We start from the raw sequence: 22,907 nt of genomic DNA on the forward strand, positions 1-22,907 counted from the left end.
TTCAGGCCGGTAACACTCAGCATAGACCCTCCAGCTTCTCTATCATCCGGACTAAATCCTGATAGCTTAAATTCTTTGGGGACAAGTGTAACCCATTACTGATACGGATGTCAATCCATATGCGGACGGGATTTTCATCACTGCTTCTTGATACAGGTTTAGGCTGCTCACCGGTCTTAGTCTTTTCCTCATGGGCAATCTCAGGAGCACCGTCAACCTGAACTTCAACTACTTTTTTGCGGGTATCCTTAAACCATTTCTGGAAAATGTTATAAGAGACTTTGTTCTTGACACAAAACGATTGGAGAGATTCCCCATGAGGCAATGCCTCGGTCTGGTACTGAAAGTAAAACCTTTCAAGATCTTCACTGCTATACATAATTCTATAAATTTGGTTGGCAGCGAAGTTACCCATTTCAATCAATAGCCATTTTTTGACTGCTTACTGACAAGGTACCAGTTGACGAGGTTCTGAATAGTTTTACTGAATGTATTTAAAACCTAGTTACCTAGTACCTGTTACCTAGTACCTAATCCTAAAACCTCGTTCACTAGTACCTGATACCTAGTCCCTAAAAATAATCAACCTGCCTGAGCATCTCCTTGTCCTCGCTCATGTACCGTCCAGGCTGTGGCGGCTCCACATGCGACAGCAAGATGCGCTTCTGCTTTCCGTTGTTCAGCATAGCCGCCAACCTGAGCCTGCATCCGTATGTGTCCCGCATGGGTATCGGGCTTTCCGAAACGGTGCGCCATGCTTTTCTTCCGTATGCCTCGCAGGATTTGTTGGCTTTCAACACGCTAAATCATAATGATGCGATTTCTTCCGGACTAAGCCCGGTAGCTTTCGCTATGATATCTGTAGAAACGCCTAAACGTTTCAAGTTTTGTGCATCCTCCAGTTTACTTTTAGCCATTCCTTCTTTTATTCCTTCTTTTATTCCTTCTTTTATTCCTTCTTTTATACCTTCTTCTCTTCCTTCCTGCATTCCTTTTTCTCTTCCTTCCCGCATCGCGTTCTCCACTCGGTCCTGCATGTCCTCCTCGTAAATACGGCTCACGTAGAAACGGTCTACTGCCTTATCATAAGCCACACGGTTCGCTTCCGACAAGTTCGCTACGGCAGCCAGCCGTTCCAGATGCTTGAACACCTGTTCTTTCAGCGCATCCGGCATTCTGTTCCATTCGTTCATATTCTTCAGTGCATAGATTAGTTTGTCATACAATGTCTCGCATTCCTCCAGCTGCTTGGTAAAGTAAGGGAACTGCAAGTATATCTGCCGGAAATGCGGGTTCACCGTCCGTCCGTTCTCACGGTCTGCCACCACCGTGTCCGTACGGAACTTCGGCTCTAACTTCCCTTCCTTGAAGTTCATCAGGAATATCCCGTATACGGTTGAGAGTTTATAGCGGTCACCGTAGCGGGGCGGTGTCTCATTCACCGTGTCTGTTACGTTGTCATTCCTGCCGATCGGCAATTCCACTTCATCCGTTATGGGACGTTCTATCAACCGGCTGATGGCACGGCACACGTAATACAGCGTGCGATCCAGAAAATTACTGTGCCACCGGTTCTGCATCTCCACGATGATGTATTCCCCGCCCGAAGTCAGGCAATACAGGTCGAAGATAATCCCCCTGTCGTTTACGTTGTCCGAATTGTCTTCCTTGTCGATGAACGTCAGGTCTTCAATGTGATGCTCCCCCGCAAGCAGCTCGTTCAGCAAGGTAATGAGCAGTTCCTTGCTGGCAGGTTGCCCGAAGATGATCTTGAAGCCGATATCCGTAAACGGGTTTACGAAATGCGTCATGTATCTTTCTCTTCTTTTCATGCCTCAAAGATAGGAATACTTGGGGAGATTCACAAATTTGTATATGATGAAGTTTTTAAAGCTTTCATTTTTACAGCACAGGGAAAACTGAAATATCTATATCTATTTCTGCATCATGTTCATTTATTTCCCATTTGCCATTGTTTAAACTGAATGCGACAACAAAAGTCTTTGGGAAATTGCATGATTGGACCATTCACCGTTTGAACCATTGCATCTCAGGTATCGGAATCTTACGTCATTCCCAATAACACAATGCTTTTTCTACAATGTGGTGCATATCGTAATACTTATACTCTGCCAACCTCCCACCGAAGATGACGTTTGTTTCCTTATCAGCCAGCTCTTTATATTTCTGATAAAGCGCATTGTTCTTGTCATCGTTCACGGGATAGTACGGTTCGCTGCCTTCCGTCCATTCCGAACTATACTCTTTCGATATGACCGTCTTCGGGCATTGATACACTTCCTCGCCGAACATCTCGAAATGCTTGTGCTCGATGACACGTGTGTAAGGCACTTCCCGTTCCGTGTAATTCACTACCGCATTGCCTTGGTAATTCGGCATGTCCAGTATTTCCGTTTCAAACCGTACCGTGCGGTATTCCAATTTGCCAAATCTATATCCGTAATATTCATCAATGGCACCGGTAAATACAACCTTATCTGCCAAAGCTTCCAACTCCTCGCGGTGGGCGAAGAAGTCACAATCCAATCGTATATCCGCTCCAGAAAACAACCTGTTTATCAATACGTTATACCCACCGATAGGAATACCTTGATATTTGTCATTGAAATAATTGTTGTCGAAAACCATGCGCACCGGTAGGCGTTTGATGATGAAAGCAGGCAGATCCGTACATTTCCGTCCCCATTGCTTCTCGGTATAGCCTTTAATCAGTTTCTCATAAATATCTTTCCCGATAAGCGTTTGCGCCTGTTCCTCCAAGTTGCGTGGCTCGGTCACGCCGTCTGCCTTCATCCGTGCCACGGCTTCGGCCTTTTGTGCATCAATCTTCGCTTGTGCCTCTTCAGGTGTAGTCACGCCCCACATCTGGTAAAAAGTATTCATGTTGAAAGGCAGGTTATACAGCTTGTCCTTATAGTTTGCTACGGGCGAATTGGTGTAGCGGTTGAACTCCACAATAGAGTTGACGAAATCCCACACTTTTTTATTGGAAGTATGGAAGATATGTGCCCCATATTTATGCACATGGATGCCTTCCACATCTTCGCAAAAAAGATTACCGCCAAAATGCGGACGACGGTCAATCACCAGGCATTTCTTGCCTTGTTGCATGGCTTTGTAGGCAAAGACAGAACCGAACAGCCCTGCGCCTACTATCAAGTAATCATAGTGTTGTTGCATAATCATTTACAGATCGAGTTATAAAATTCAATGTATTTGCGTGTCATTTCATGTGTATTGTAAATATGTATTACATCTTCGTATGCCTGTTGGGGTAAAGCCGTAGGAAACTCCTTCATGGCTTCTTTAATGCGTGCTGCATAATCTTCTGCTTTATTACACAAGAAACCGTTGATGCCATCTTTTATGACACTTTTATTTCCCATCACATTGCTTACAAGACACAACTTTTTCATGAACATATTCTCTATCAGACTCATGGCAATTGCTTCTCCCAATGAACACAACACATATACATCAGCCCCTTTAGCCATTGCCAAAGCTTCTTTACGGGGTTTCCATCCTGTTATTTCAATATTGGGGGCTGTCAATCTATCGGATAACTCCCCACTACCTATCCACACAAACCGTGCTTCCGGCACTAATTCCGCTATTTGGTTAAACAATTCCGGTTGTTTCTGTACACAGATACGTCCTAATGTATACACTGTAAACCGTTCGTTCCGAATAGGCTGTATGCCGTCTAATGAAGCTGACAGGTCTTCCACATTAACCCCTGTTTCCACATATGCCGTTCGTTTGCTGAGCGTTTTGGCTACTTCATCCTCACTTTCACAACAGGTCAATGTAATGCAATTCCTTGTTCCCAATATCTTTTCCATTTGCTTGTACATCCACATTTTCAATGAGCCTTTTTTGCCCATCAACACGAATGAATATCCATGGGGAGTATATACTACCGTATTATGCTTACCATTAAAAGCAATCCTGCCGATACCACCTGCAATAGAAGAATGAAGATGAATCACATCCGGTTTGACGGCATGTTCAATTTGCCGTAACTCCTTAATCAGCCGAATATCTGCCAGCGGATTTTTCAGATGCCCGAAGTTTTTCACTTCTATTAAATGAATCCGTTTGTCTAACGCTTCTTTGTAGTTTTTCGGAGTCTGGGGTCGTATAGCGTATGCCAAATAAACATCAAATGTATCGCACATATCATTGCACAGTTGGGATACATACGCAAAAACTCCGCCTCCGAAAGCTTCGCAGACCATAAGAATCTTTTTCATGATTTTTTATTATGTTAAATTGATTATTATCCTTTGCAGATAGATTGTTACGGAGACTATTTCTTTTTTTACCGTAACTCACGCTAAAACACTTGTCTATTTCAAATAAATAGCTTATCCTCACTAAGAAATCAAGGTGCTGATTATTGGCGAAAGCATATTCATTACGGGAATTAATACCAAAAGATGGATTAACAATATAGTCTATGTAGAGCACATTGTGTAAGCACTCAATTTAGGGCATCCCCCTTTGAAAGGGCACTTTTGAGTGCCCTAAACCGAGTTTTGTTAATTAATTAGCTTTGAATTTAACATTGGCTGGTAGCCAAAGTGATTTTGTCAGGAACCATGTTAACATAATCCCTGCACCCGTTAAAGATATTTTTGAAAAAAGTTCCGATGAAGTTCCAGACAGAACTGCCATGAAGCTTTACCGTTCCTATTACACTATGGTAAGTCGCAGCCATCTCAGCGCCTGCATCACTACCGTAATGAAGTGAATTGTTGCGTTGGGTAGTCAGCTTCCGGATGGTCCGTTCTGCCAGATTGTTGTCTATCGGAAGATCCCCATCGTCCAGAAAAGCAAATAGTTCCTTCCAAAACTTCTTCAAGTAATTAAGAGCTTCTGTATAATACTGGCTTCTAAATTCTGAATTCTTCGACAGTTCACTCTCCAACAGGCTGCGCAATTCTATCAGGTGTTCCTTCGTTTCCAGGCTTTGCCTTTCCCGCAGTCTCTCTTCCGGAGTAAGACCGGCTTCATCATAAATATGTTCTTTAGAAAAGAACCACTTTAAAAGCTTTGAAAAACGTTCGGCCAGCGGTTCGCCTCCTTGATTACCGGCTTTAACGAACTTATTATTCGCATGGGACATACAAACCTGATGGATAGTATCCTTAAACTGAGCCGATTTCAACTCATCACCGATAAAAACATAAGCATTGTAGCCGTCGGACATGATACTCTTCAATTCCGCATCACCCAGAAAATCCGTAAGCACCTCACGGCCGCGGGAGCCATCCTCATAGAAGAAAATGGCTGTTTTCTGAGCCTTGTTGACCAATACCCAGATATAACACTTCTTATAACGGTCATATTTGCGAACCTTGCACCAGGTCTCATCGCAGTTCACAACCGAGTCCTTTTCCAAGGCAACGGACTTCAATACACGAACCAGTTCATCAAGGTATTTCTTGCCTTTCTTAAGCCAGTTGCGTAAGGTGTTTTTAGAAATGGTCATTCCCATATCCGTCAGCCATTGGTGCAGAAGGCCGAAGGTCACATTCTTTACATAAACTTCATAGGCGATGGCCTGCAGAAATTCAGGAGTGGCTTTAGTCCCCTCAAACTTAGTTACCACCTCCGGATGGCCTTCAGAGGGGAAATAACCCCACTTCGGCTTTTTGCCAGGCTCTGCATAATGGACCATCTCAAAACATTCTTCCGTAAGGAAGGTACGGAAACTGAATACACGTACCATCCTTCTTTCAATGATACGTCCGGGAACCTTTGTCAGATCTGACGGATGCTCTACCACTTCTCCGGACACTCCCATCGTTTTATACCCGTCGGGACGATTGCCCAGGTCACGTTCCTTTCTGGGAAGGGCCGGCTCATTCCGGGATTCGTTATTGTCTACAGAGTCCGTACGGAGCGTATCGTCCGTACCGTCATAATCATCTTTTTCCTTTTGCCGGTCAGAAGCGTTCTGTTTAGCTTTAGGGTTTATCCGTTGACGCCTGTCACCAAAACGTTCCTGGTTGGCAAAATCAAGTTTTTCCTGAAGGGACTTTGCCTTACGTTCAGCCGATTTGCGAAGCTTGCGCTCTTCCGATAACCGGTTTTCCAAATCGGACTGTTTCGATTGCATGGAGGACACCTGATCCTTCAGCTCCTTCATCTGAACCATAAAATCCTCCAAGACAAGCTTCATGGCGTCATTTGTCAACCTGAGGTCCTGATTCTGCTCAGCAAGGTATTGTATGTACCGGTCTTTTTGATCGTCTGCCATACCTTCACTATAATTTATAGGGTTCCGTGAGTAGGTTTCCCTACTCAACAATTCCCTTTTTGAGTCTATTATATGTTGCAGTTCGATCATGTTTAAACCTTTGATTTACAGATATAAAGGTACTAAAATAATCGCAAAAACGCAAGCAAATAGACATATTAATTATCTGATTTTTAATGTTTTAACTATAGGGTTTTCCAGTATCAGGACCACATCTTTCCAGTCAATCCGATAAATGGTATCCGCCCCGTTCCGCTCCACTTTCATGAACTGGTAGCCCGCGACAAACTTCTTTTCGAACAGGCTGTATGAATGATTGTCAAATGAAAACATACGGACTATCCTTCGGTTTCGCGACATGACAATGAAGACATCCCCGTCACAGGGTTCCCGGTGAAGCCGTTCACGGATGATGGACAACACACGGCTGTGCTTACAACGCATGTCGGTAAAGTCACGCACATAATAAAAATGATTCAGGCCGGTAACACTCAGCATAGACCCTCCAGCTTCTCTATCATCCGGACTAAATCCTGATAGCTTAAATTCTTTTGGGACAAGTGCAATCCATTACTGATACGGATGTCTATCCATATGCGGACGGGATTGTCATTACCGCTTCTTGATACAGGTTTAGGCCGGTCACCAATTTTAGTCTTTTCTTCATGGGTAATCTCAGGAGCACCGTCAACCTGAATCTCAACTACTTTTTTGCGGGTATCCTTAAACCATTTCTGGAAAATGTTATAAGGGACTTTGTTCTTGACACAAAACGATTGGAGAGATTCTCCACGGGGTAACGCCTCCGTCTGGTACTGAAAGTAAAACCTTTCAAGATCTTCACTGCTATACATAATTCTATAAATTTGGTTGGCAGCGAAGTTACCCATTTCAATCAATAGCCATTTTTTGACTGCTTACGCACATTGTCCCCATGGTGTATACCTTTATACCGCATTCACGCATTACAGCCTTTTCACCTAAGTGCCAATACTATTTTTATTTTGTTATTGAAGGACAAAAGAATAGTCCAGCTTTCAAATCTCTAATGATAGACTTTTATTTTTGGAAAAAGGAAACCTCATTTTGGGTATTGTTCAACAAATAGTCGCTGGCTATTAAGTCCGCATTGCTACTTCGAACGCCTGTTTGTGATGCCATAAAATACCATAACAAGATTGGGGTCGGATATCTGTGGTGAAATATGGAACAAATACTTGAAACATCTTGACGGGAACATTTCCGTGCTTCACGAATGCCGACCGGTTTCGTATGGGGAACATCTTTAATCGCTATATGGAAAATCAGCGTCGGTAAATCCATTCGTATACGCTTTAACTTGGTTCGCACCGAGAAACAAGAATACAGATTCTATAAGGTTCTTAAAAGCGAATAAAGCTTCTTCGCTTCCCTATTCCAATCATATTTTTCTAAAGTCATTTTTGCAGGTTCTGTTTTGTGCAAAAGAATGTCATCTAAATTTACAGAATAATTGTAAGGATTAATATAGTGAGCTGTTTTTCCATAAATTTCCGGTAAACAAGTAGCTGTAGAGATGATAAGCTCCGCACCACATGACATAGCTTCTAAAGGAGGAATACCAAAACCTTCATAAATAGCTGGATGTATAAAAGCTCTACAATTTGACATTAATGCTTTTATCTCTCCATCTGTTAGATAACCTGTAAAATATAGATTATCAGTTTTTAATTCTCTTTCCCCTAATTTTGTAAAACCCTCGGCACTACCACAAATCACAAATTGTTTTTGGGGATTATTTTTTGCGACCTCCCTAATCCAAATAAAATTCTTTTGAGGTGTTAAACTGCTAAGTGCTAAAAAATATTCTTTGCGTTTAATATAAGTTGGCAATTTTGAAAAAATACGATTATCTTCTACCACCCTATTAAAATGTTGCCAAGCATTATAAATTACAACTATTTTATTAGGAGAAACTTGCAAATAATGTGTCAATTTATCTTTTGAATAGTTACTTACTGTCAGAATTTTTTTAGCTTTTTTCCCTGCAACTTTAAATATAAGTTTGTGCCAGAATGTAGATAACTTACCATATAAATTTTGTGTCAATAGGTCGCTAATCTCAAAGATACAAGCATCATGCAAACAAACAATATCAGGACTTATTAAAGGACAAGTTGTTGTTAAATTGATACTGGTTAATCCATGTTTCTTTATATAATATAAAAAATTAGTTTGCTCCCATAAATGGCTCTTGATATTGCCAAATTTTACGACCTCAATATTTTGATAAATTGGTATTTTTTTTGCATATTGGGGAATAATTAAAACAAACTCACCTTTGGCTGAAATTTTATCTAGTTCTCTTACTATTTCTTGTGCAAAACGTTCTTGTCCGGTTTGCTTACGGACAACGAACCGACCATTGATTGCATATTGTTTCATCTAATCATTCTTTTAAAAATATTCTTAACATAAAACCAAAGTAATAAATACTTCTTAAACAATTTCATACCCATACCCAATCAGAAATATATCCCCAAAATTTGACATTGGGATAATCGCATCCCTTGTAATCTTTTCCATATGCTTTCAAATCTATCTAACCTGTGATAAAGAAATTATGTTACAAATGATGCTGTGAGACTTTCAGTATCCATTGGATGTTTTTATTTGGAATCAAACCGCCTAAGGAGAAGAAATAAGGTTTCATAAACAGTTCTAGTTTGCAACTTTTTAAAGTTTCGTCATCTTTAATTTTATTAAAATGCTCCCAAGCATTCCCTATTACCACAATCTTATCCAGATTTACATAAATGTCAACCATTGATTGAAATATTCGGAAACAATTAAAGATAATTGACGAAATTGCCATGCAAAGTGATATTGTAGCTTGTGACACCATTGGGAAATCTTTGTGTAAGGAGTTTTGAAATATTGCGGGTTTACTTTGTAACCTAAGTTGTGTATGCCGATAATATAGGTTTCAGCAAGGGCATAATCGAAAAAGATTTAAGGAAATCCTTTTATGCGGAATGGCATACCAAACAAAAACGTCTGTTCCCATAAAGAACCTTTTGCTTTGCCATATTTTATCGGCATATTTCCTAATTAGAGGATTGTTTTCCGCAATTTCCAGCATTATTATTCCAAAATCCCTTTACATAATATCTCATACGCAAAACGTTCTTATCTGGTCATGCACCTTACAGTAAATTGTCCATTGATAGCGATAATTGTTTTTCATCCTATCACTTTATTATGAATTTAACTCACTTTTAGAAGCTGTTTTGATTTCATTCGATAAATTTGTTAAGCATGATTTGGATGAATGCAATCTGTACCATAGCTTCTGCGGTTTCAGCAAGGAATTCATAATCGATGGTCAGCCTTCTGAAGTTTTCCAGCCATGAGAAAGAGCGTTCCACAATCCAGCGTTTGGGCAGTACTTGAAATTTGGATGGACATTCGTCCGGTCTGAGTACGACCTCCAATATCCATCCGAATTTCTTCTTGACCCAATCAGCCAAATCTCCCCTGTAGCCTCCATCCGCCAATATTTTAACCAAGCGCGGAAATTTATAAGCGAGTTTTTCTATGGCTTGTGGGGCGCCCTTGCTGTCATGCAGGTTGGCTTCATGGATTGTGACGGCTAACGGAAGGCCAAGCGTATCGACTATGATGTGCTCTTTCCGTCCCTTGATTTTCTTGTTCCCGTCTATACCACGGTCAGAATCAACATGATGGGAAGTCTTTACGCTTCTGGAATCCATGATGCCAAGACTGGGACTTTCCTCCCGTCCCGCCTGTTTACGGATAAGGGAGTGCAAGGCATCCATCACCTCTTCAAACACACCTTCAAGCTTCCACTTGCGGAAGTAGTAATAGACGGTTTGCCAAGGGGCGAAGTCAGAAGGAAGCATACGCCACTGGCAGCCGGTCTTGTTGATATAAAGGATGGCATTCATTATCTCTTTAAGCGGATGTTTTCGGTTCCTCGCTTGCGGCTCTAAAATATTTTTTATAACTTGCCACTGTTTTTCAGTCAGGTCGGTTGGATACTGTGTCATAACTTTATTGTTTGGTACCTTTAAAGATATAACATTTTTCCAATTGACCGGCTGATTTGAGATCTGAAGATGCTTATAACATTATTCTTGAATCAATTCAAAACAGTTTCTTAATAAGGTATTTTCAAAAAATTATTTAAAGTAGACTTTATCCTAACAAGAATCCGATAAGTATCTATAAAACTTAATGGGCTATATCTTATTAGTTTATAAATGATTCTAGGTTTTATATCTAATGCATTTTTCATTATATTCCAATACTCCGGATGTAAATCCATTATTCGCATAACATATTCTTCACCAGCTTTTCCATTATCAATTCCATAATTTAACATTTCAATGATACGATGTGCTATCTTATTAAAAAATCCAACCCGAATGTCTCTTTCAGCAATGTCAGTAGCAAATTGATATAAAATTTGGATATTATCTGAAATATCTTTTACTCGTTTCATATCTAATGTACTCGTAATACTCCCCTGTCTATATAGCCAATGATAAACTGGTTTCCTATAAAAAACTATGTTTTTTACTTTGTATAGGGTAATAGGAGTGAACAAAGTATCCTCATGTTTAATGTTTTCTTTAAAAAAGAACTTATTTGAAAGTAAAAAGTTTCTGTTATATATATAGAATTGCACAGGATCTATCATTCCATGTAAATAAAGGCTCGTAAGAGTAGTTACTTTATTTCCATAAAACTCGGCATTCCCTTTACGCTTTCCTTCAGGAATCATACCTGAAAACGATAATACGTCTGGATTACTTTCGAGTCTTTTTAGAATATCTCCTAAACAATTATTCTCTATCCAATCATCACTGTCAATAAACCAAACATAGTCACCCTTAGCCTCACGTAAACCTCTATTACGTGTTGCACTGAGTCCCATATTAGAATGATTAAACAAGTGTACATTGGAGTTCTGTTTTGCATATCTTTCTGCTATATCTTTACTACAATCAGTAGAACCGTCATTTAAAATCAGAACTTCATAGTCCTCATTAGATATATCCTGTGACACAACACTACAAATGCATTTTTCTATATATTTCTCGACATTATAAACGGGAATTACAATAGATAATCTCATAAATATTTTTTAGTATTAAATTGTTATAATCTAATTCCAAGCAATTTATACAATAAGACAAAGGGGATCGGACATGACCTACGTAAAATAGATGTTAAGCAAACTATTCTATATATTTTTTTTGATTTAGTTTTCAAATTTAATTCCAATTTACCGAAACCCTTAGCAGAAAAATCACCATAAGGCAAAGTAAGAAGAAAGAAACGATAAATATCTTTATAACGATCTACTACTCTATATTCTAAATACAAATAATGCATTCTAGATATAGTCGTTTTATTTATATTAGAAAAATAATCTAACATCTTTTCTGCTATGATAATTAAATGTTTTATCATTCTTTTCATAGATGTGGGTGACATTGTTTGTCCTTCTCTACCTATTAAGTAATCATAAAGTTCTATTGCATAATATCTTATTGTTTGAACTTTAACCATCGGATAAAAACACCACTCTTGATCTGTATACGAAATGCCTTCTGTTTGTCGATAATTAATTTCTTTCAATAAATTTGTTCTATAAATAATCGCATGCATTTGAATTCCATGTATACTTTTCACTATTTTTGAATCATCAAAATTTAATACTTGATTCTGCATAAGTTTAAAGTTTATACGCTTTTTACTTTTGTTGATTATGTCAGTTACCACATAGTCAGTAATCACTAGATCAGTTATTTCAGCAGAGTTCAAATTTTGAATAATTTTATTTAATCCATCTGTGTTGAAAGAATCGTCCGAGTCAAGAATTTTTACATATTTACCGGTAGCTTCACTAAGCCCTATATTTATGCAGGAGCCATAATTCCCATTCTCCTTATCAATTATTCTAATAGCTTGAGGATACTTATTTTGATAAGTAGTTGCTATACGAAGAGAACCATCTTTACTGCCGTCATTTATAACAAGAATCTCTATATAGTTTAAAATATCCGCTGAAACAGCAACAAGGGAGTCTAAACAATGCCTAATATAGTCCTCCATATTAAACATTGGAATAATAATAGATAATGTTTTCATTTTTTACTCAGTTCGTTTTTTTACTTATTCTCGCTTATTTTTTCATTGTTACTGAAATCTATTTTGATAAGAATTTATATTCCCAAAATTTTTGATGAATAATCAAGGCCATCATAATATCCCTCTTTCATGAATAATATTAAAAATAAAACTATGATACAACATACGAAAATATTTCTTTTATATGTCTTAATTTTCTTGTTTAATAAAATGGACGCTAATTCTATTACACTAATAGCTATAAAATACGCAATCAATCTCAGCATACTACCTGTAAAACTAGCCGCTAACAGTATACATAATGCAATTGACGCTGCGTTACATTTATATTCATGAATATCCGTAGCAAAAATTATCTTTTTTTTATATCCCCAATAACAAACTATAATAAAAATCGTAAGGTATGAAACATAAGCTGTTGAAACAAATGTTTGTGTCCAACTCTTATCGCTCATACTACCATCAAGGTATATTTCAAAATCTTTATTAAATAGGTTTGATAAGAAAGGTAAAATATATGATGTTGTAGCAAATAGTATTGCCATTCCAATTATATATAATAGGAATATGGATGAAAATTTTTTTTCATCCATATTAGAAAGATAAAAATAAATTATTAATAATCCAATCGGCAATAAAGCTGTTCGATGGACTAAAACAGCTAAGAATGCAGCAATATAGAAACGGGAATTTAATGCAGAAGTTTTCATTAATGAATATGCATAAAGACAAATAGAGATAGCTAGACTTTGTCTAATTATATTCATGGAAGATGCATAATTCAACAATAGGAAGCAGGTAAATAACAACCAAGAAGGAGCTACTTTATTCATCTTAAAACACGCACAATAAGCGAAATATAATGTAACAAAAGATATAACACCTAAAACAAAATGGATATCATCTATTATTAAAACAGTCAAATAATTAATTAACAAAAATAAAGGTTCTATACTCCCGACATCGCTTGATAATAAGTCAAAAAAAGAATTACTATAATGAGCACTTTTATAAATGTCATATTCATAAAACATGACATCAAAACCAACTGTTAAATCTCGACAACCTGCAAAGAAAGCGGGTATAAATAATGCCCAAAATGAAAAAAACAGAAATAAAGATCTATTTTTTCGACTGCACTCTGCCCAATATGTAAAAAGGACGGATATCACTATAATCAAAAGATAAGTAGCCATATAATTTATTTAGCAAAATTATGGTACATTTTACTTATCGCAACTTGAAATATAATCTATTATTTCATTAACAACACTCATATATTTAGTTGAAAATTTGCGAGCGAATAGCCGATTTGATTTTTTTAACTCATTCACATCATTATTCCTCCAAACATACGGATTACCTCTTTTCCAATCAATTTCCCTCATGCATGCCTCAAATTGATCTTCTGAATCATAAATATTATTTTGAAAATAGGAATTCATAATTTCTGTCTGCAGAAACATTTCATCAGGACATAAAACATATTTAAATCTATCTAAAATAATCTCTTTACGATTAAGTATATATTGACAAAGAAGGTCAGATATACTAAACCAGTTAGGACCTTTTGATAAACTTACATCATATCTTCTTTCTACCTTAAAAGTGGATTGAAGCATAATTAACAAATTAGAAATTTTTCGTAAGAACCATGCCTTCCATCCGATAGAACGATAATACTTAGTAAAAAAATAGTAATACGCAGTTTTATGTTTCAAATCATTAAGATTGAAATCAGAATGTGTTATACCAACAAATTCTGTTCCTGCGTGCTCCTCAAAAAAACGATGTATAAAATTTTGAGATTTTAAAGGGAGGTCTACTCCTGAGAGTAAATGATAATAATCATATCCCCCATGAGAATGAGCTGCTTGAAGGAGGTTTAATTCTACTTGTATTTGAGATTCATCTCCCCAATACACAGGTATTCTATTAATAAATATCAAATTACTATATTTTAATTTGAACTTGTCAAATTGAGAGATATCTGTTTTTTTATCTATATGAACATAAATATCATTACGTTCATCATCTAATAAACGAAGCAATATTTCGAACAGCAATGGTTCATTATGAGCAATAATCAAATAAGCAAATTTCATTTTAAATATAGTTAAAAGAATAATAAATTCACATTACGATACCATCCGCTTTACTGTAGGAATGTGTTTCATCACCCATACAGAACCGACACACAAAGCATACATTACAAAAAATTTTATGATAATGTGTTCATCACAAATATGAAAGAATCCTAATATGGTAAACCATGCTCCTTGTATCAGATAGATTCCTAAACTGAAACTGCTGAAATAAGCCAGCCTCTCCTTGTTAAGTTTCAGGTTATTCAACAGCTTATTCCAATCATTGTATCTGAAAAAGGTGAACACACCTATTGCCGAAACGATACATGGTATATTTGTGTATGTGATAAAATAACGGTAATGTTCTGGCATATACAAAGTAAGCAACATAGTACCGCAAAACATAATCAGCATACAGATGAGTGAGCAAGTGTAAATCATTCGTCGGGTTTTGACAGATATGTCAAAATGCCCCACGTAGTAACCCGCTACAATAAAATAAAAGAACCGGCTTCCCATGAGATAAATGTTACCTAATCCTTCACGTATTGTAAAATCGGTGTCCAATGGTGGAATACACCCTAAGAATAAACCGATAATCAGAAAAAGCCTAAGCAAATTTCTATTTGAATTAAGAATAAATACCGCAAAAAACGGAAGAGATAAATAAATCATTATCAGAGGTACAAAAAACCACATGAATCCGTTGTATTCGAATAGTGCAAATTTTTCAATCAATTCTGGTAAGGATTCTAATTTTTTATCGTTATGATATGCCGAAAGAAAATACATTATCATATACAATACATTCCAAACAAGCAATGGAATTCCTAAACGTTTCCATCTTCTATTGTAAAATCGTTTTACCCCCCCCCATTTCACTCTTATTAACAATAGAAGAACGCAACAGGGTAAATCCGGAAATCATAAAGAATACATTAACAGGCCAGAGGAAGAAACTATGTGTAGCCAATCCGATATACCAATCAACAGAAGGTGTGCCCGAGAAACCGTGAACTTGTCCATTGGTACAATGAAGCAAAAGCACACCGGCACAAGCCACAATATTTAACAAGTCTATCCAAACCAAACGTTCTTTTTCCATAATCAGTTCTCTATTTCGTATTTAAGGTAATCTATTGAATCCTTTATCTCGCTCTCAATCAGCGGTGTGAGACGTGCGTAATCAACAGGTTGCTGCCAGCCGTTGTTGCCGCCTACGTTATAGTTCTTATAAAGGATACCATAACGGCTGAGGATGTCATACATGCGTGTGTTCTGCGAACCTGTTTCCGTGTCTTCATTCTTCATAGCATGTACGAACTCCTTCTGAAATTTCAGAGCGAAAACCGTAGCATGAAACGAATCCATGCAAATGTAAGAGGCGTGTTGCAAAAGATAGACCCACTCGTATGGACCCGCATCCTTGTAGAGCCTACCATTACCGTAATTCAGGTTTCGATTATAACATTCCAATGTAATGACATTCTGAATGCCAGTGAAATGTTTCACTTCTTGTACCATCTGTTCATATACATCCGCCCGCTTGTCGCCAACGAAGTAACAGAAGATATACTTTTCGGGTATGGTGAACTCTATCTCTGCCTTATTGCCAAATTCTTCCCACTCCTTTGCCAAAAGCAGATAAGTGGGGTCAACTACGAGCTTGATGTCGTTACGATGAAGCAACTTGTTTAGTAGTTCCACAGACCGTCGTTCCCTCACAGCTATGTGCTGGAATTTTTCCAAATCCGTTTTCATCCGCTGTTTCACTGATGCTGGAATCTCCGGCAAGGAGATGCTAGACGAATAGGCAACTCGTTTCTTGTCGCCGCCAAATTCTACGAACATCATTGGGTTGAAGCCGCCGCAATACGGATTCCATATTTGGTCACTGCCTGTGATGAACAAGTCCGTGTCGGCGGTCACTTCTGTGTATTGCTTATGCGTGTAGATGCGACGCATGTTGAAATTGTCGTCTTCGTAAGTGAACTTATAGACCTTTTTCCACTGAAGATTTCTGCATTTCAGTAGCTTATACACCGTTTTATAAAAGGGAAGCTTACTAAGCCTATATAAGAACGGGTGATTGGGAAGTTCCAAAATATAAGGTTCTCTGTGCCGGTTTATTGCACCAGCCTGTCTTTTTGCCTTCATGGAAGTGATAAATGATTTCGGCAAGAATAGCTTTATGCATCCTTTCATGAATACTTTGATAAAAGACTGAGGAGGATTCTCTCTGTCATTATAAATGAATTCCACGTTGTGCCCCATCTTGCGCAATACATAATTCAAAGCATACGATTGCAGGCACGTGCCGAAGTTTGGATGTGGGGCAAAAGTAATCAGTTTGATTTTCATCAACTTATTTAAATATAGATTTAATTATATTTTTACCTTTTTCTCCGACAACAGACTTAACAGCTTCTTTTGTCTTGTTTTTCAACAACATTCCGTTATCTACAATCAGTTCTTCCATCATTTTTAAAGCAGTAGTCTCTCCATCCGTGTCCGTGAAAATTTCAAAAACCATCGGTTGATCGGTTAATGTTGGTGTAAGAAAATGCTCTATTACATTATTAAATTCATCTTTATTGGAAGCAGACATATATTCATATCCCCAATCTACAGATAAATGCTTTACGACTTGTGGAGACCGATTGCCAAAATGTCCTCCTGCTGCAATATACCTATCAGTCTCGCTTCCAAACATGGCTCCATTATGATTTATCAAACGGAATTCCATTCCTTTGCCGTTGTTGACAATCATAATGCGGACGTTGTTTTTTATGTGACGGTTACCCAATGAATTCATATCATAGAAAAAAGATAAATCCCCCACAACCGCAAAATGGATTTTTTCAGGATTTGCAAGAGAAGAACCAATAAGGGTAGACACGATTCCATCTATACCGAAACCGCCTGTATTACTATGTTCTTCTATCGTAACCGGTGTTTCAAAATAATTCCACGAACGCAACGAATTTAAAATGCCCAGATAAAGCACTGAATTTGTCGGGAGTCTTGGGGATGTGTGTTGGGCAACCCAAATGTTACTGAAAGGCAACTCAGGTATTTTATTGTTGACACTTTCCATTTCAGCGACCCATGCTTTATAATAGCTGTTATCTTTTTTGTTTTCAGTATGATAACGGGAAAAGAAATATTCTTCCGACATTTCAAATACAGCAGTAAGTTTCTTGAACTGATCCCTTATTTCTCCATCCAAGTCAACTCTCCACACTTGTTTAGGACGGAATGCAAAAGCATCGTATGCACCTGATATTTCACCGATATGAATTAATAAATCAATGTCCAATAACGGAGAATGATAGGCAGTCTGCAATCCTATCAGAGAATTGAGTACCCTATACTTACCACGGTAATTGCTGCAATGGTCACAAAATACAACAGCATTATGACAGCTGCAAAAATCATCCAAGGCTTTAGTCGCTTGTGCCGTCCAAACATTATGCGCCCCGATAAACACAGCTATTTTCCCTGACGGTAGAGCCGGCAATATGTCCGGATAAGTATAATATTCTATTTTGTTCACTTGGGGCAACTCTTTTACACTGTAATCCTTGCAATATGTTGTAGTCAAATTAATATGCGAAGGACCTCCTCCATGACGTGTCAAAGCTTGTAGTGCCTTGTTTATTTTTATCATGCAATCCCATTCGTCCGTCTCGTCCTTTATTTTCTGAAGATGTACGCTTTCCATTACAATGTCATTGGGACGGGCACTACGGTCGGTTACTTGGGCTATCAGATGTCCTACCCTCGAAATATCCTGCGTGGATGTTATTGCAAGAACAGGCAATTTGCGGTAATATGCTTCAGTCAAACCAGACATATATTCACGTGCCGAGGTAGCTCCGGTACAACTTATGATTACAGGTTCTCCGGATGCTTCTGCCAGCCCACAAGCCATATAAGCCGCCGAACGCTCGTCCACACAAGAAAACATCTCAAAGTACGGGTCATGCTGCATGCTTGCAACCAGCGTTATATTCGTTGCTCCGGGTGAAGCAATGACTTTTCTTATTCCATAAGCCTTTAATAAGGCTAATAGAAGTAAATGATTTTTTTCTGAAACGTAATAATATTCCATGATATTTATAAATTAGTCTCTCTAATTACTTGAATTTATATTTTCAATACTATTTTCAAAAAGAATACTTTACATCATCGAATGTGATAATTCCAGCCCCTCCTGTCATATAAACAATATCTCCTACTATCATTCGTCCCATTTCACTTGTCAGGAATACAGCCATGTTTGCTATTTCTTCAGGCAATGCATAACGGCCGATTGGTAATTTTTCATGTGCTATGTCTTTAACGTCATTTTTCATAAGCATAGGTGTTGCTGTCGGTCCCGGCGCAATGCCATTAACTGTTATGCCGTAAGGTATTAAAGCTTTAGCCAGACCCAATGTTAAACCTCGAATACCCCATTTGGATATGTTATAAGCTGAGTTTGCAGGTCGCAAGCTTGAAGAGGAAGCAATATTTAGAATATTACCTTTAATATGATTTTTTTTCATATTGCGAGCGACCAATTGTGACAAGAAAAACGGACCTTTCAAATTTGTTTCCAATATATCATCATATTCTTTTTCATCCGCATGAGCTATATCACCACCTTGGATTCCAGCATTATTCACAAGAATATCTATTTTCTGTAAATTCTGATGTTGTTCAAATATACTTTCCAAAGACGTAACGTCTCTATTATCTATTGTAACATACGAAATATGATTTTCTCTATTGGGATGAGAAACAAGCAATTTTTTACAACTTATTTCGAGCCGTTGATTGTTACGTCCTGTTATAATAACAGATGCTCCACTTGATAAAAAAGCATCAGCTATGGCATAACCAATGCCGCTTGTACCGCCTGTTATAAGTGCTGTTTTCCCTTTTAACAATTCATTAGAAGCTAAAGTGACAATATTTGTGGTTACTTTCTGAACAGGTAAACCCGTTAACAAATAACGAATCACTCTTTTAATATATGTTTTTAAGCCCATATTTTCTTAATCTATTTTTGAATAAACTTTTTTACTTTTCCAATTATTGCTGCCTGTTCTTCTTTAGAGAGTCCAATGGCATAAATAAATAGACATGAAGATATCAGAGATACAAAAGTTGTTACAATTAAGCGTCCAAAAGATTCTGTCATGAAATATATCGGGATATAAGGCGGCAATAAAACAAAAGGTGTGACGATACAAATTTTAAATATCACTTCACGGACAAATAGCATCGGCGGAAAATGAAGTAACCCTTTCATTATATAAAGCCTGACGATGTTAACCCCTATGTAAACTATAATAAAGATTATATAAGTGCTTTCAACTGGAAGACCGCACTTGAATGCAATCCACGTAAGAGGAAACACTAACACACCCACACTTGATATCCAAATGGAATAACGTTTGATTTTGCCTGTTGCCATGCAAGCTGTCAGGCCTGTTCCTCCAAGCATATTGACCATTGAGCCAATGATTGTCAAGCGCAAAAACACTACGGCATGTTCCGGCACGTTTTTCAGCCATAGCCTCAAAATGTAGTCAGCCTCAAAAATTACAGGGACAGCAAACAGCAGCAGCAGGAAATACGAAAACTTTGCTCCCCGACATACCAGCAGGAACATCTCTTTAATTTGTCCCGAAGCATAATCTTTTGTTATTTGAGGATTGACCGCAGTCATAAAGTTATTCACGAATTGTTGGATGGCACTATCAACTTGGGTTGCTACCCCACGTGCGGCGTTTAAGGTTACCCCGAAGAACAGGTTTATCAGGATGTTTACGCCTTGTGTATTGAACATCCAGCAGCAATTAGTCAAAAATTGCCATCCGGCGAAGCTGCCCATTTGCTTCAACAAAGAACGGTCATAAACAAGACGGTAATGGCATTCTTCAAAACGCCTGTTGCAATAGATTCCATAAACCATGCGGATAATCAGTGCAACGATGACCAACAAGACGGCGTACGAAATCAGCTTGTCAAAAGGTGAAACCGTTATCAAGTAGCAGACCAATAACCTTAAGGTTGCATCAAGAATGCTGACATACGCAAAAGCCGCCATCCGTTCGTGGGCAATGATGCAGGCATTATAGGGCAGGCTTATCAAATTGATGCAGAACATCAGTAAGGAACAGCATAATACCCAATTAGCAGCAATCATCCTGTCTGGCGGAATGTTCATCTTCGCATTCAAAAACCAACCGCCTATCAAGACTCCCAACAGCAAGACTATCACGGAAATGCCTATCTGTATATTGACGCTTGTCGAAAAAATCGTATTTAATTTCTTTATATCTCCTCGTCCTAACTCAAACGTAATGAAACGGCTAATGGCATTGGACAAAGATCCGGAAACCAAGGAAAACATAGCTACCACACCGCCTACCACATTATAGATGCCGTAATCTTCCACACCCAAAGCGTTAAGAATAACACGGCTGGTGTACAGCGTTATCGCCATAATGAGCAGCGTGCGGAAGTAAAGCAGCAGTGTGTTCTTGGCTATGCGCTTGTTATTCTCTGTTGTAATCGCCACAATAAATAATGAATATTTATTACTAAGAACTTTGTATTTAGTCGCTAAAACTTATACGCCAATAATCAAACACTAAATTCTGAAAGATATGCAAATAAGGAATGTAATGAAATTCGCAACCATAAAAAGCCTTATCCTTTCTGGTTATTAACACCCATTCTCCTTTTTCCTTTCTTACTATAATATCATTACCTCCTCCAAGGAACTTCACGTAAGCCCCATTATCTGGTAATCCGAAAACAACATAATCATTGTCTTTAATAAATTCCAATTGTTTAAGGAATTCCTTTTTAAATGGGATAGCTTCGAGCATTGCCCATTTATCAGGACTGTCAATTTCGATGTTTGCATTATCAGCCAAGACTTTGAGGGTAGCTTTTCTTTCCTCTATATTAATCAGTTCTATCTTGCATACATCTTTACGTCCATTTCCGTAGTTTAAAAGGACATAATTCCCATTTCTTAATTCATTAATATTCATTGCTATTTACTATTTTATTGATTATTTCCTATTGTGAGAGTATTATTAAAATCAGTCCCTTCTGAATATATCCCGTGTATACACTTTCTCTTTCACATCATCCAAACAAGCATCATACCGATTCGCGATAATCGCCTGGCTCTGTGTTTTAAATGCATTCAAATCATTCACCACCTTGCTTCCGAAGAAGGTGCTGCCATTTTCCAATGTCGGTTCATAGATAATCACTTCCGCACCTTTTGCCTTTACCCGTTTCATCACGTCTTGGATGGAAGATTGTCGGAAGTTATCGCTGTTCGATTTCATCGTCAGGCGATAAACGCCGATAGTACACTTGCGCTCTTCGTTGGGGCTGAAATCGCCACGGTTGTAATAGTTGTAATATCCGGCTTTGGTCAGCACACGGTCAGCAATAAAGTCCTTTCTTGTTCGGTTGCTTTCCACAATCGCCTGAATCAGGTACATCGGCATAATTGGCAAGAAGTTGTTTCGTATCTTTGGGCAAGCAATAGCCTCCGTAACCAAAGCTGGGATTGTTGTAATGTGTTCCGATACGTGGGTCAAGGCATACGCCGTTGATAATAGCTTTTGTATCCAAGCCTTTCATTTCGGCGTAAGTATCAAGTTCGTTAAAGTAAGAAACACGTAAGGCGAGATAGGTGTTGGCAAAGAGTTTAACCGCTTCCGCCTCGGTTGTACCCATGAATAATGTATCGATGTTTTCCTTTATCGCTCCTTCCTGTAACAGGGAAGCAAAGGTGTGGGCGGCTTCATCCAAGCGTGCATCACCTTCTGGTCTGCCTACAATGATGCGGCTTGGGTAAAGATTGTCATATAAAGCCTTGCTTTCGCGCAGGAATTCCGGGGAGAAGATTACATTGTCTGTATTCAATTTCTTGCGGATGCTTTCGGTATAGCCTACGGGAATGGTGCTCTTAATCACCATGATGGCGTGGGGGTTGACGCTTTTCACCAGTTCAATCACCTCTTCCACATGGCTGGTATCGAAATAATTCTTTACCGGGTCGTAATTAGTAGGTGCTGCAATCACCACAAAGTCCGCATCGCTGTAAGCCTTTGCTCCGTCCAAGGTTGCGGTCAGGTTCAAATCTTTCTCGGCAAGATACTTTTCGATGTAATCGTCCTAGATAGGTGATTTACGTTGGTTTATCAAGTCTACCTTTTCGGGTATCACGTCTACAGCCGTTACCTGATGGTGTTGTGCCAAGAGCGTGGCAATGGAAAGTCCTACGTAACCGGTTCCGGCTACGGCTATTTTCAAATCTTTCATATTAATAAGTTTGTGATTTATTTGAAACG

At 38.3% G+C, this 22,907-nt stretch carries 21 protein-coding genes and 1 pseudogene; all 22 read right to left on the bottom strand.

The genetic code is table 11. From position 1 onward, the window contains the following. Nucleotides 1-16: 16 nt before the first annotated feature. Nucleotides 17-379, bottom strand: a complete 363-nt coding sequence (locus B5G04_RS20270; RefSeq protein ID WP_204247030.1) for a hypothetical protein — start codon at nucleotides 377-379, stop codon at nucleotides 17-19. Between the two features lie 193 nt (nucleotides 380-572). Further along, the gene (locus B5G04_RS19450; RefSeq protein WP_087250596.1) at nucleotides 573-797 is read right to left on the bottom strand and encodes a hypothetical protein; all 225 of its coding nucleotides are present in this window, start codon (nucleotides 795-797) and stop codon (nucleotides 573-575) included. 9 nt (nucleotides 798-806) lie between these two features. After that, nucleotides 807-1,811, bottom strand: coding sequence for a PD-(D/E)XK nuclease family transposase (locus B5G04_RS16180; protein WP_087398045.1), 1,005 nt, complete (start codon nucleotides 1,809-1,811; stop codon nucleotides 807-809). A gap of 259 nt (nucleotides 1,812-2,070) precedes the next feature. Next, nucleotides 2,071-3,207: a UDP-galactopyranose mutase gene (gene glf / locus B5G04_RS16185; protein WP_087398046.1), complete on the bottom strand. Its 1,137-nt coding sequence runs from the start codon at nucleotides 3,205-3,207 to the stop codon at nucleotides 2,071-2,073. Then, nucleotides 3,204-4,274: a glycosyltransferase gene (locus B5G04_RS16190; protein WP_087398047.1), complete on the bottom strand. Its 1,071-nt coding sequence runs from the start codon at nucleotides 4,272-4,274 to the stop codon at nucleotides 3,204-3,206. Before B5G04_RS16190 ends, glf begins: the two co-directional genes overlap by 4 nt. Before the next feature lie 308 nt (nucleotides 4,275-4,582). Further along, a complete protein-coding gene (locus B5G04_RS16195) occupies nucleotides 4,583-6,376 on the bottom strand; it encodes an IS66 family transposase (RefSeq protein WP_087397443.1) in 1,794 nt (597 codons plus the stop codon). Between the two features lie 72 nt (nucleotides 6,377-6,448). Then, the gene (gene tnpB / locus B5G04_RS16200; RefSeq protein WP_087395778.1) at nucleotides 6,449-6,784 is read right to left on the bottom strand and encodes an IS66 family insertion sequence element accessory protein TnpB; all 336 of its coding nucleotides are present in this window, start codon (nucleotides 6,782-6,784) and stop codon (nucleotides 6,449-6,451) included. Beyond that, the gene (locus tag B5G04_RS20275; protein WP_204246993.1) at nucleotides 6,778-7,140 is read right to left on the bottom strand and encodes a hypothetical protein; all 363 of its coding nucleotides are present in this window, start codon (nucleotides 7,138-7,140) and stop codon (nucleotides 6,778-6,780) included. Before B5G04_RS20275 ends, tnpB begins: the two co-directional genes overlap by 7 nt. A 517-nt stretch (nucleotides 7,141-7,657) precedes the next feature. Next, on the bottom strand, nucleotides 7,658-8,710 hold the full coding sequence (locus B5G04_RS16210) for a glycosyltransferase family 1 protein (RefSeq protein ID WP_087398048.1): 1,053 nt from the start codon (nucleotides 8,708-8,710) through the stop codon (nucleotides 7,658-7,660). Nucleotides 8,711-9,561: 851 nt separating this feature from the next. Further along, nucleotides 9,562-10,335 carry an IS5 family transposase gene (locus tag B5G04_RS16220; RefSeq protein WP_087396588.1) on the bottom strand — a complete coding sequence of 258 codons (774 nt, stop codon included), beginning with the start codon at nucleotides 10,333-10,335 and terminating at the stop codon, nucleotides 9,562-9,564. A 110-nt stretch (nucleotides 10,336-10,445) separates the two neighbouring features. Continuing rightward, nucleotides 10,446-11,426 carry a glycosyltransferase family 2 protein gene (locus tag B5G04_RS16225; RefSeq protein ID WP_087398050.1) on the bottom strand — a complete coding sequence of 327 codons (981 nt, stop codon included), beginning with the start codon at nucleotides 11,424-11,426 and terminating at the stop codon, nucleotides 10,446-10,448. Nucleotides 11,427-11,449: 23 nt separating this feature from the next. Next, on the bottom strand, nucleotides 11,450-12,445 hold the full coding sequence (locus tag B5G04_RS16230; RefSeq protein WP_087398051.1) for a glycosyltransferase: 996 nt from the start codon (nucleotides 12,443-12,445) through the stop codon (nucleotides 11,450-11,452). A gap of 74 nt (nucleotides 12,446-12,519) precedes the next feature. Continuing rightward, complete coding sequence (locus B5G04_RS16235) at nucleotides 12,520-13,641, bottom strand: EpsG family protein (RefSeq protein ID WP_087398052.1); 1,122 nt, start codon at nucleotides 13,639-13,641, stop codon at nucleotides 12,520-12,522. 30 nt (nucleotides 13,642-13,671) lie between these two features. Further along, nucleotides 13,672-14,550 carry a beta-1,6-N-acetylglucosaminyltransferase gene (locus tag B5G04_RS16240; protein ID WP_087398053.1) on the bottom strand — a complete coding sequence of 293 codons (879 nt, stop codon included), beginning with the start codon at nucleotides 14,548-14,550 and terminating at the stop codon, nucleotides 13,672-13,674. 33 nt (nucleotides 14,551-14,583) lie between these two features. Further along, a complete protein-coding gene (locus B5G04_RS16245; RefSeq protein WP_158100124.1) occupies nucleotides 14,584-15,414 on the bottom strand; it encodes an acyltransferase in 831 nt (276 codons plus the stop codon). Further along, nucleotides 15,380-15,637, bottom strand: coding sequence for an acyltransferase family protein (locus B5G04_RS19455; RefSeq protein ID WP_143270476.1), 258 nt, complete (start codon nucleotides 15,635-15,637; stop codon nucleotides 15,380-15,382). The genes B5G04_RS16245 and B5G04_RS19455 overlap by 35 nt, the downstream gene beginning before the upstream one ends. A gap of 2 nt (nucleotides 15,638-15,639) precedes the next feature. Next, entirely contained in the window at nucleotides 15,640-16,893 is a 1,254-nt protein-coding gene (locus B5G04_RS16250; RefSeq protein WP_158100125.1) for a polysaccharide pyruvyl transferase family protein, read from the bottom strand. A 4-nt stretch (nucleotides 16,894-16,897) separates the two neighbouring features. Then, nucleotides 16,898-18,646 carry a thiamine pyrophosphate-binding protein gene (locus B5G04_RS16255; protein ID WP_087398056.1) on the bottom strand — a complete coding sequence of 583 codons (1,749 nt, stop codon included), beginning with the start codon at nucleotides 18,644-18,646 and terminating at the stop codon, nucleotides 16,898-16,900. 55 nt (nucleotides 18,647-18,701) lie between these two features. Then, nucleotides 18,702-19,568, bottom strand: coding sequence for an SDR family oxidoreductase (locus B5G04_RS16260; RefSeq protein ID WP_087398057.1), 867 nt, complete (start codon nucleotides 19,566-19,568; stop codon nucleotides 18,702-18,704). An 11-nt stretch (nucleotides 19,569-19,579) separates the two neighbouring features. Beyond that, entirely contained in the window at nucleotides 19,580-21,106 is a 1,527-nt protein-coding gene (locus B5G04_RS16265) for a hypothetical protein (RefSeq protein ID WP_087398058.1), read from the bottom strand. A gap of 37 nt (nucleotides 21,107-21,143) precedes the next feature. After that, on the bottom strand, nucleotides 21,144-21,587 hold the full coding sequence (locus tag B5G04_RS16270) for a hypothetical protein (protein ID WP_087398059.1): 444 nt from the start codon (nucleotides 21,585-21,587) through the stop codon (nucleotides 21,144-21,146). A 51-nt stretch (nucleotides 21,588-21,638) separates the two neighbouring features. Next, nucleotides 21,639-22,878, bottom strand: a pseudogene (locus B5G04_RS16275) (nucleotide sugar dehydrogenase). Nucleotides 22,879-22,907 lie beyond the last annotated feature (29 nt).

Origin of the sequence: Bacteroides sp. An51A (assembly GCF_002161565.1) — a bacterium.
Lineage (GTDB): Bacteria > Bacteroidota > Bacteroidia > Bacteroidales > Bacteroidaceae > Phocaeicola > Phocaeicola intestinalis.

Coding starts and splice junctions, on each gene's coding strand:
- B5G04_RS20270 (WP_204247030.1), bottom strand. CDS start 379: ATGTATAGCAGTGAAGATCTTGAAAGGTTTTACTTTCAGTACCAGACC.
- B5G04_RS16180 (WP_087398045.1), bottom strand. CDS start 1,811: ATGACGCATTTCGTAAACCCGTTTACGGATATCGGCTTCAAGATCATC.
- glf (WP_087398046.1), bottom strand. CDS start 3,207: ATGATTATGCAACAACACTATGATTACTTGATAGTAGGCGCAGGGCTG.
- B5G04_RS16190 (WP_087398047.1), bottom strand. CDS start 4,274: ATGAAAAAGATTCTTATGGTCTGCGAAGCTTTCGGAGGCGGAGTTTTT.
- B5G04_RS16195 (WP_087397443.1), bottom strand. CDS start 6,376: ATGATCGAACTGCAACATATAATAGACTCAAAAAGGGAATTGTTGAGT.
- tnpB (WP_087395778.1), bottom strand. CDS start 6,784: ATGCTGAGTGTTACCGGCCTGAATCATTTTTATTATGTGCGTGACTTT.
- B5G04_RS20275 (WP_204246993.1), bottom strand. CDS start 7,140: ATGTATAGCAGTGAAGATCTTGAAAGGTTTTACTTTCAGTACCAGACG.
- B5G04_RS16210 (WP_087398048.1), bottom strand. CDS start 8,710: ATGAAACAATATGCAATCAATGGTCGGTTCGTTGTCCGTAAGCAAACC.
- B5G04_RS16220 (WP_087396588.1), bottom strand. CDS start 10,335: ATGACACAGTATCCAACCGACCTGACTGAAAAACAGTGGCAAGTTATA.
- B5G04_RS16225 (WP_087398050.1), bottom strand. CDS start 11,426: ATGAGATTATCTATTGTAATTCCCGTTTATAATGTCGAGAAATATATA.
- B5G04_RS16230 (WP_087398051.1), bottom strand. CDS start 12,445: ATGAAAACATTATCTATTATTATTCCAATGTTTAATATGGAGGACTAT.
- B5G04_RS16235 (WP_087398052.1), bottom strand. CDS start 13,641: ATGGCTACTTATCTTTTGATTATAGTGATATCCGTCCTTTTTACATAT.
- B5G04_RS16240 (WP_087398053.1), bottom strand. CDS start 14,550: ATGAAATTTGCTTATTTGATTATTGCTCATAATGAACCATTGCTGTTC.
- B5G04_RS19455 (WP_143270476.1), bottom strand. CDS start 15,637: ATGGAAAAAGAACGTTTGGTTTGGATAGACTTGTTAAATATTGTGGCT.
- B5G04_RS16250 (WP_158100125.1), bottom strand. CDS start 16,893: ATGAAAATCAAACTGATTACTTTTGCCCCACATCCAAACTTCGGCACG.
- B5G04_RS16255 (WP_087398056.1), bottom strand. CDS start 18,646: ATGGAATATTATTACGTTTCAGAAAAAAATCATTTACTTCTATTAGCC.
- B5G04_RS16260 (WP_087398057.1), bottom strand. CDS start 19,568: ATGGGCTTAAAAACATATATTAAAAGAGTGATTCGTTATTTGTTAACG.
- B5G04_RS16270 (WP_087398059.1), bottom strand. CDS start 21,587: ATGAATATTAATGAATTAAGAAATGGGAATTATGTCCTTTTAAACTAC.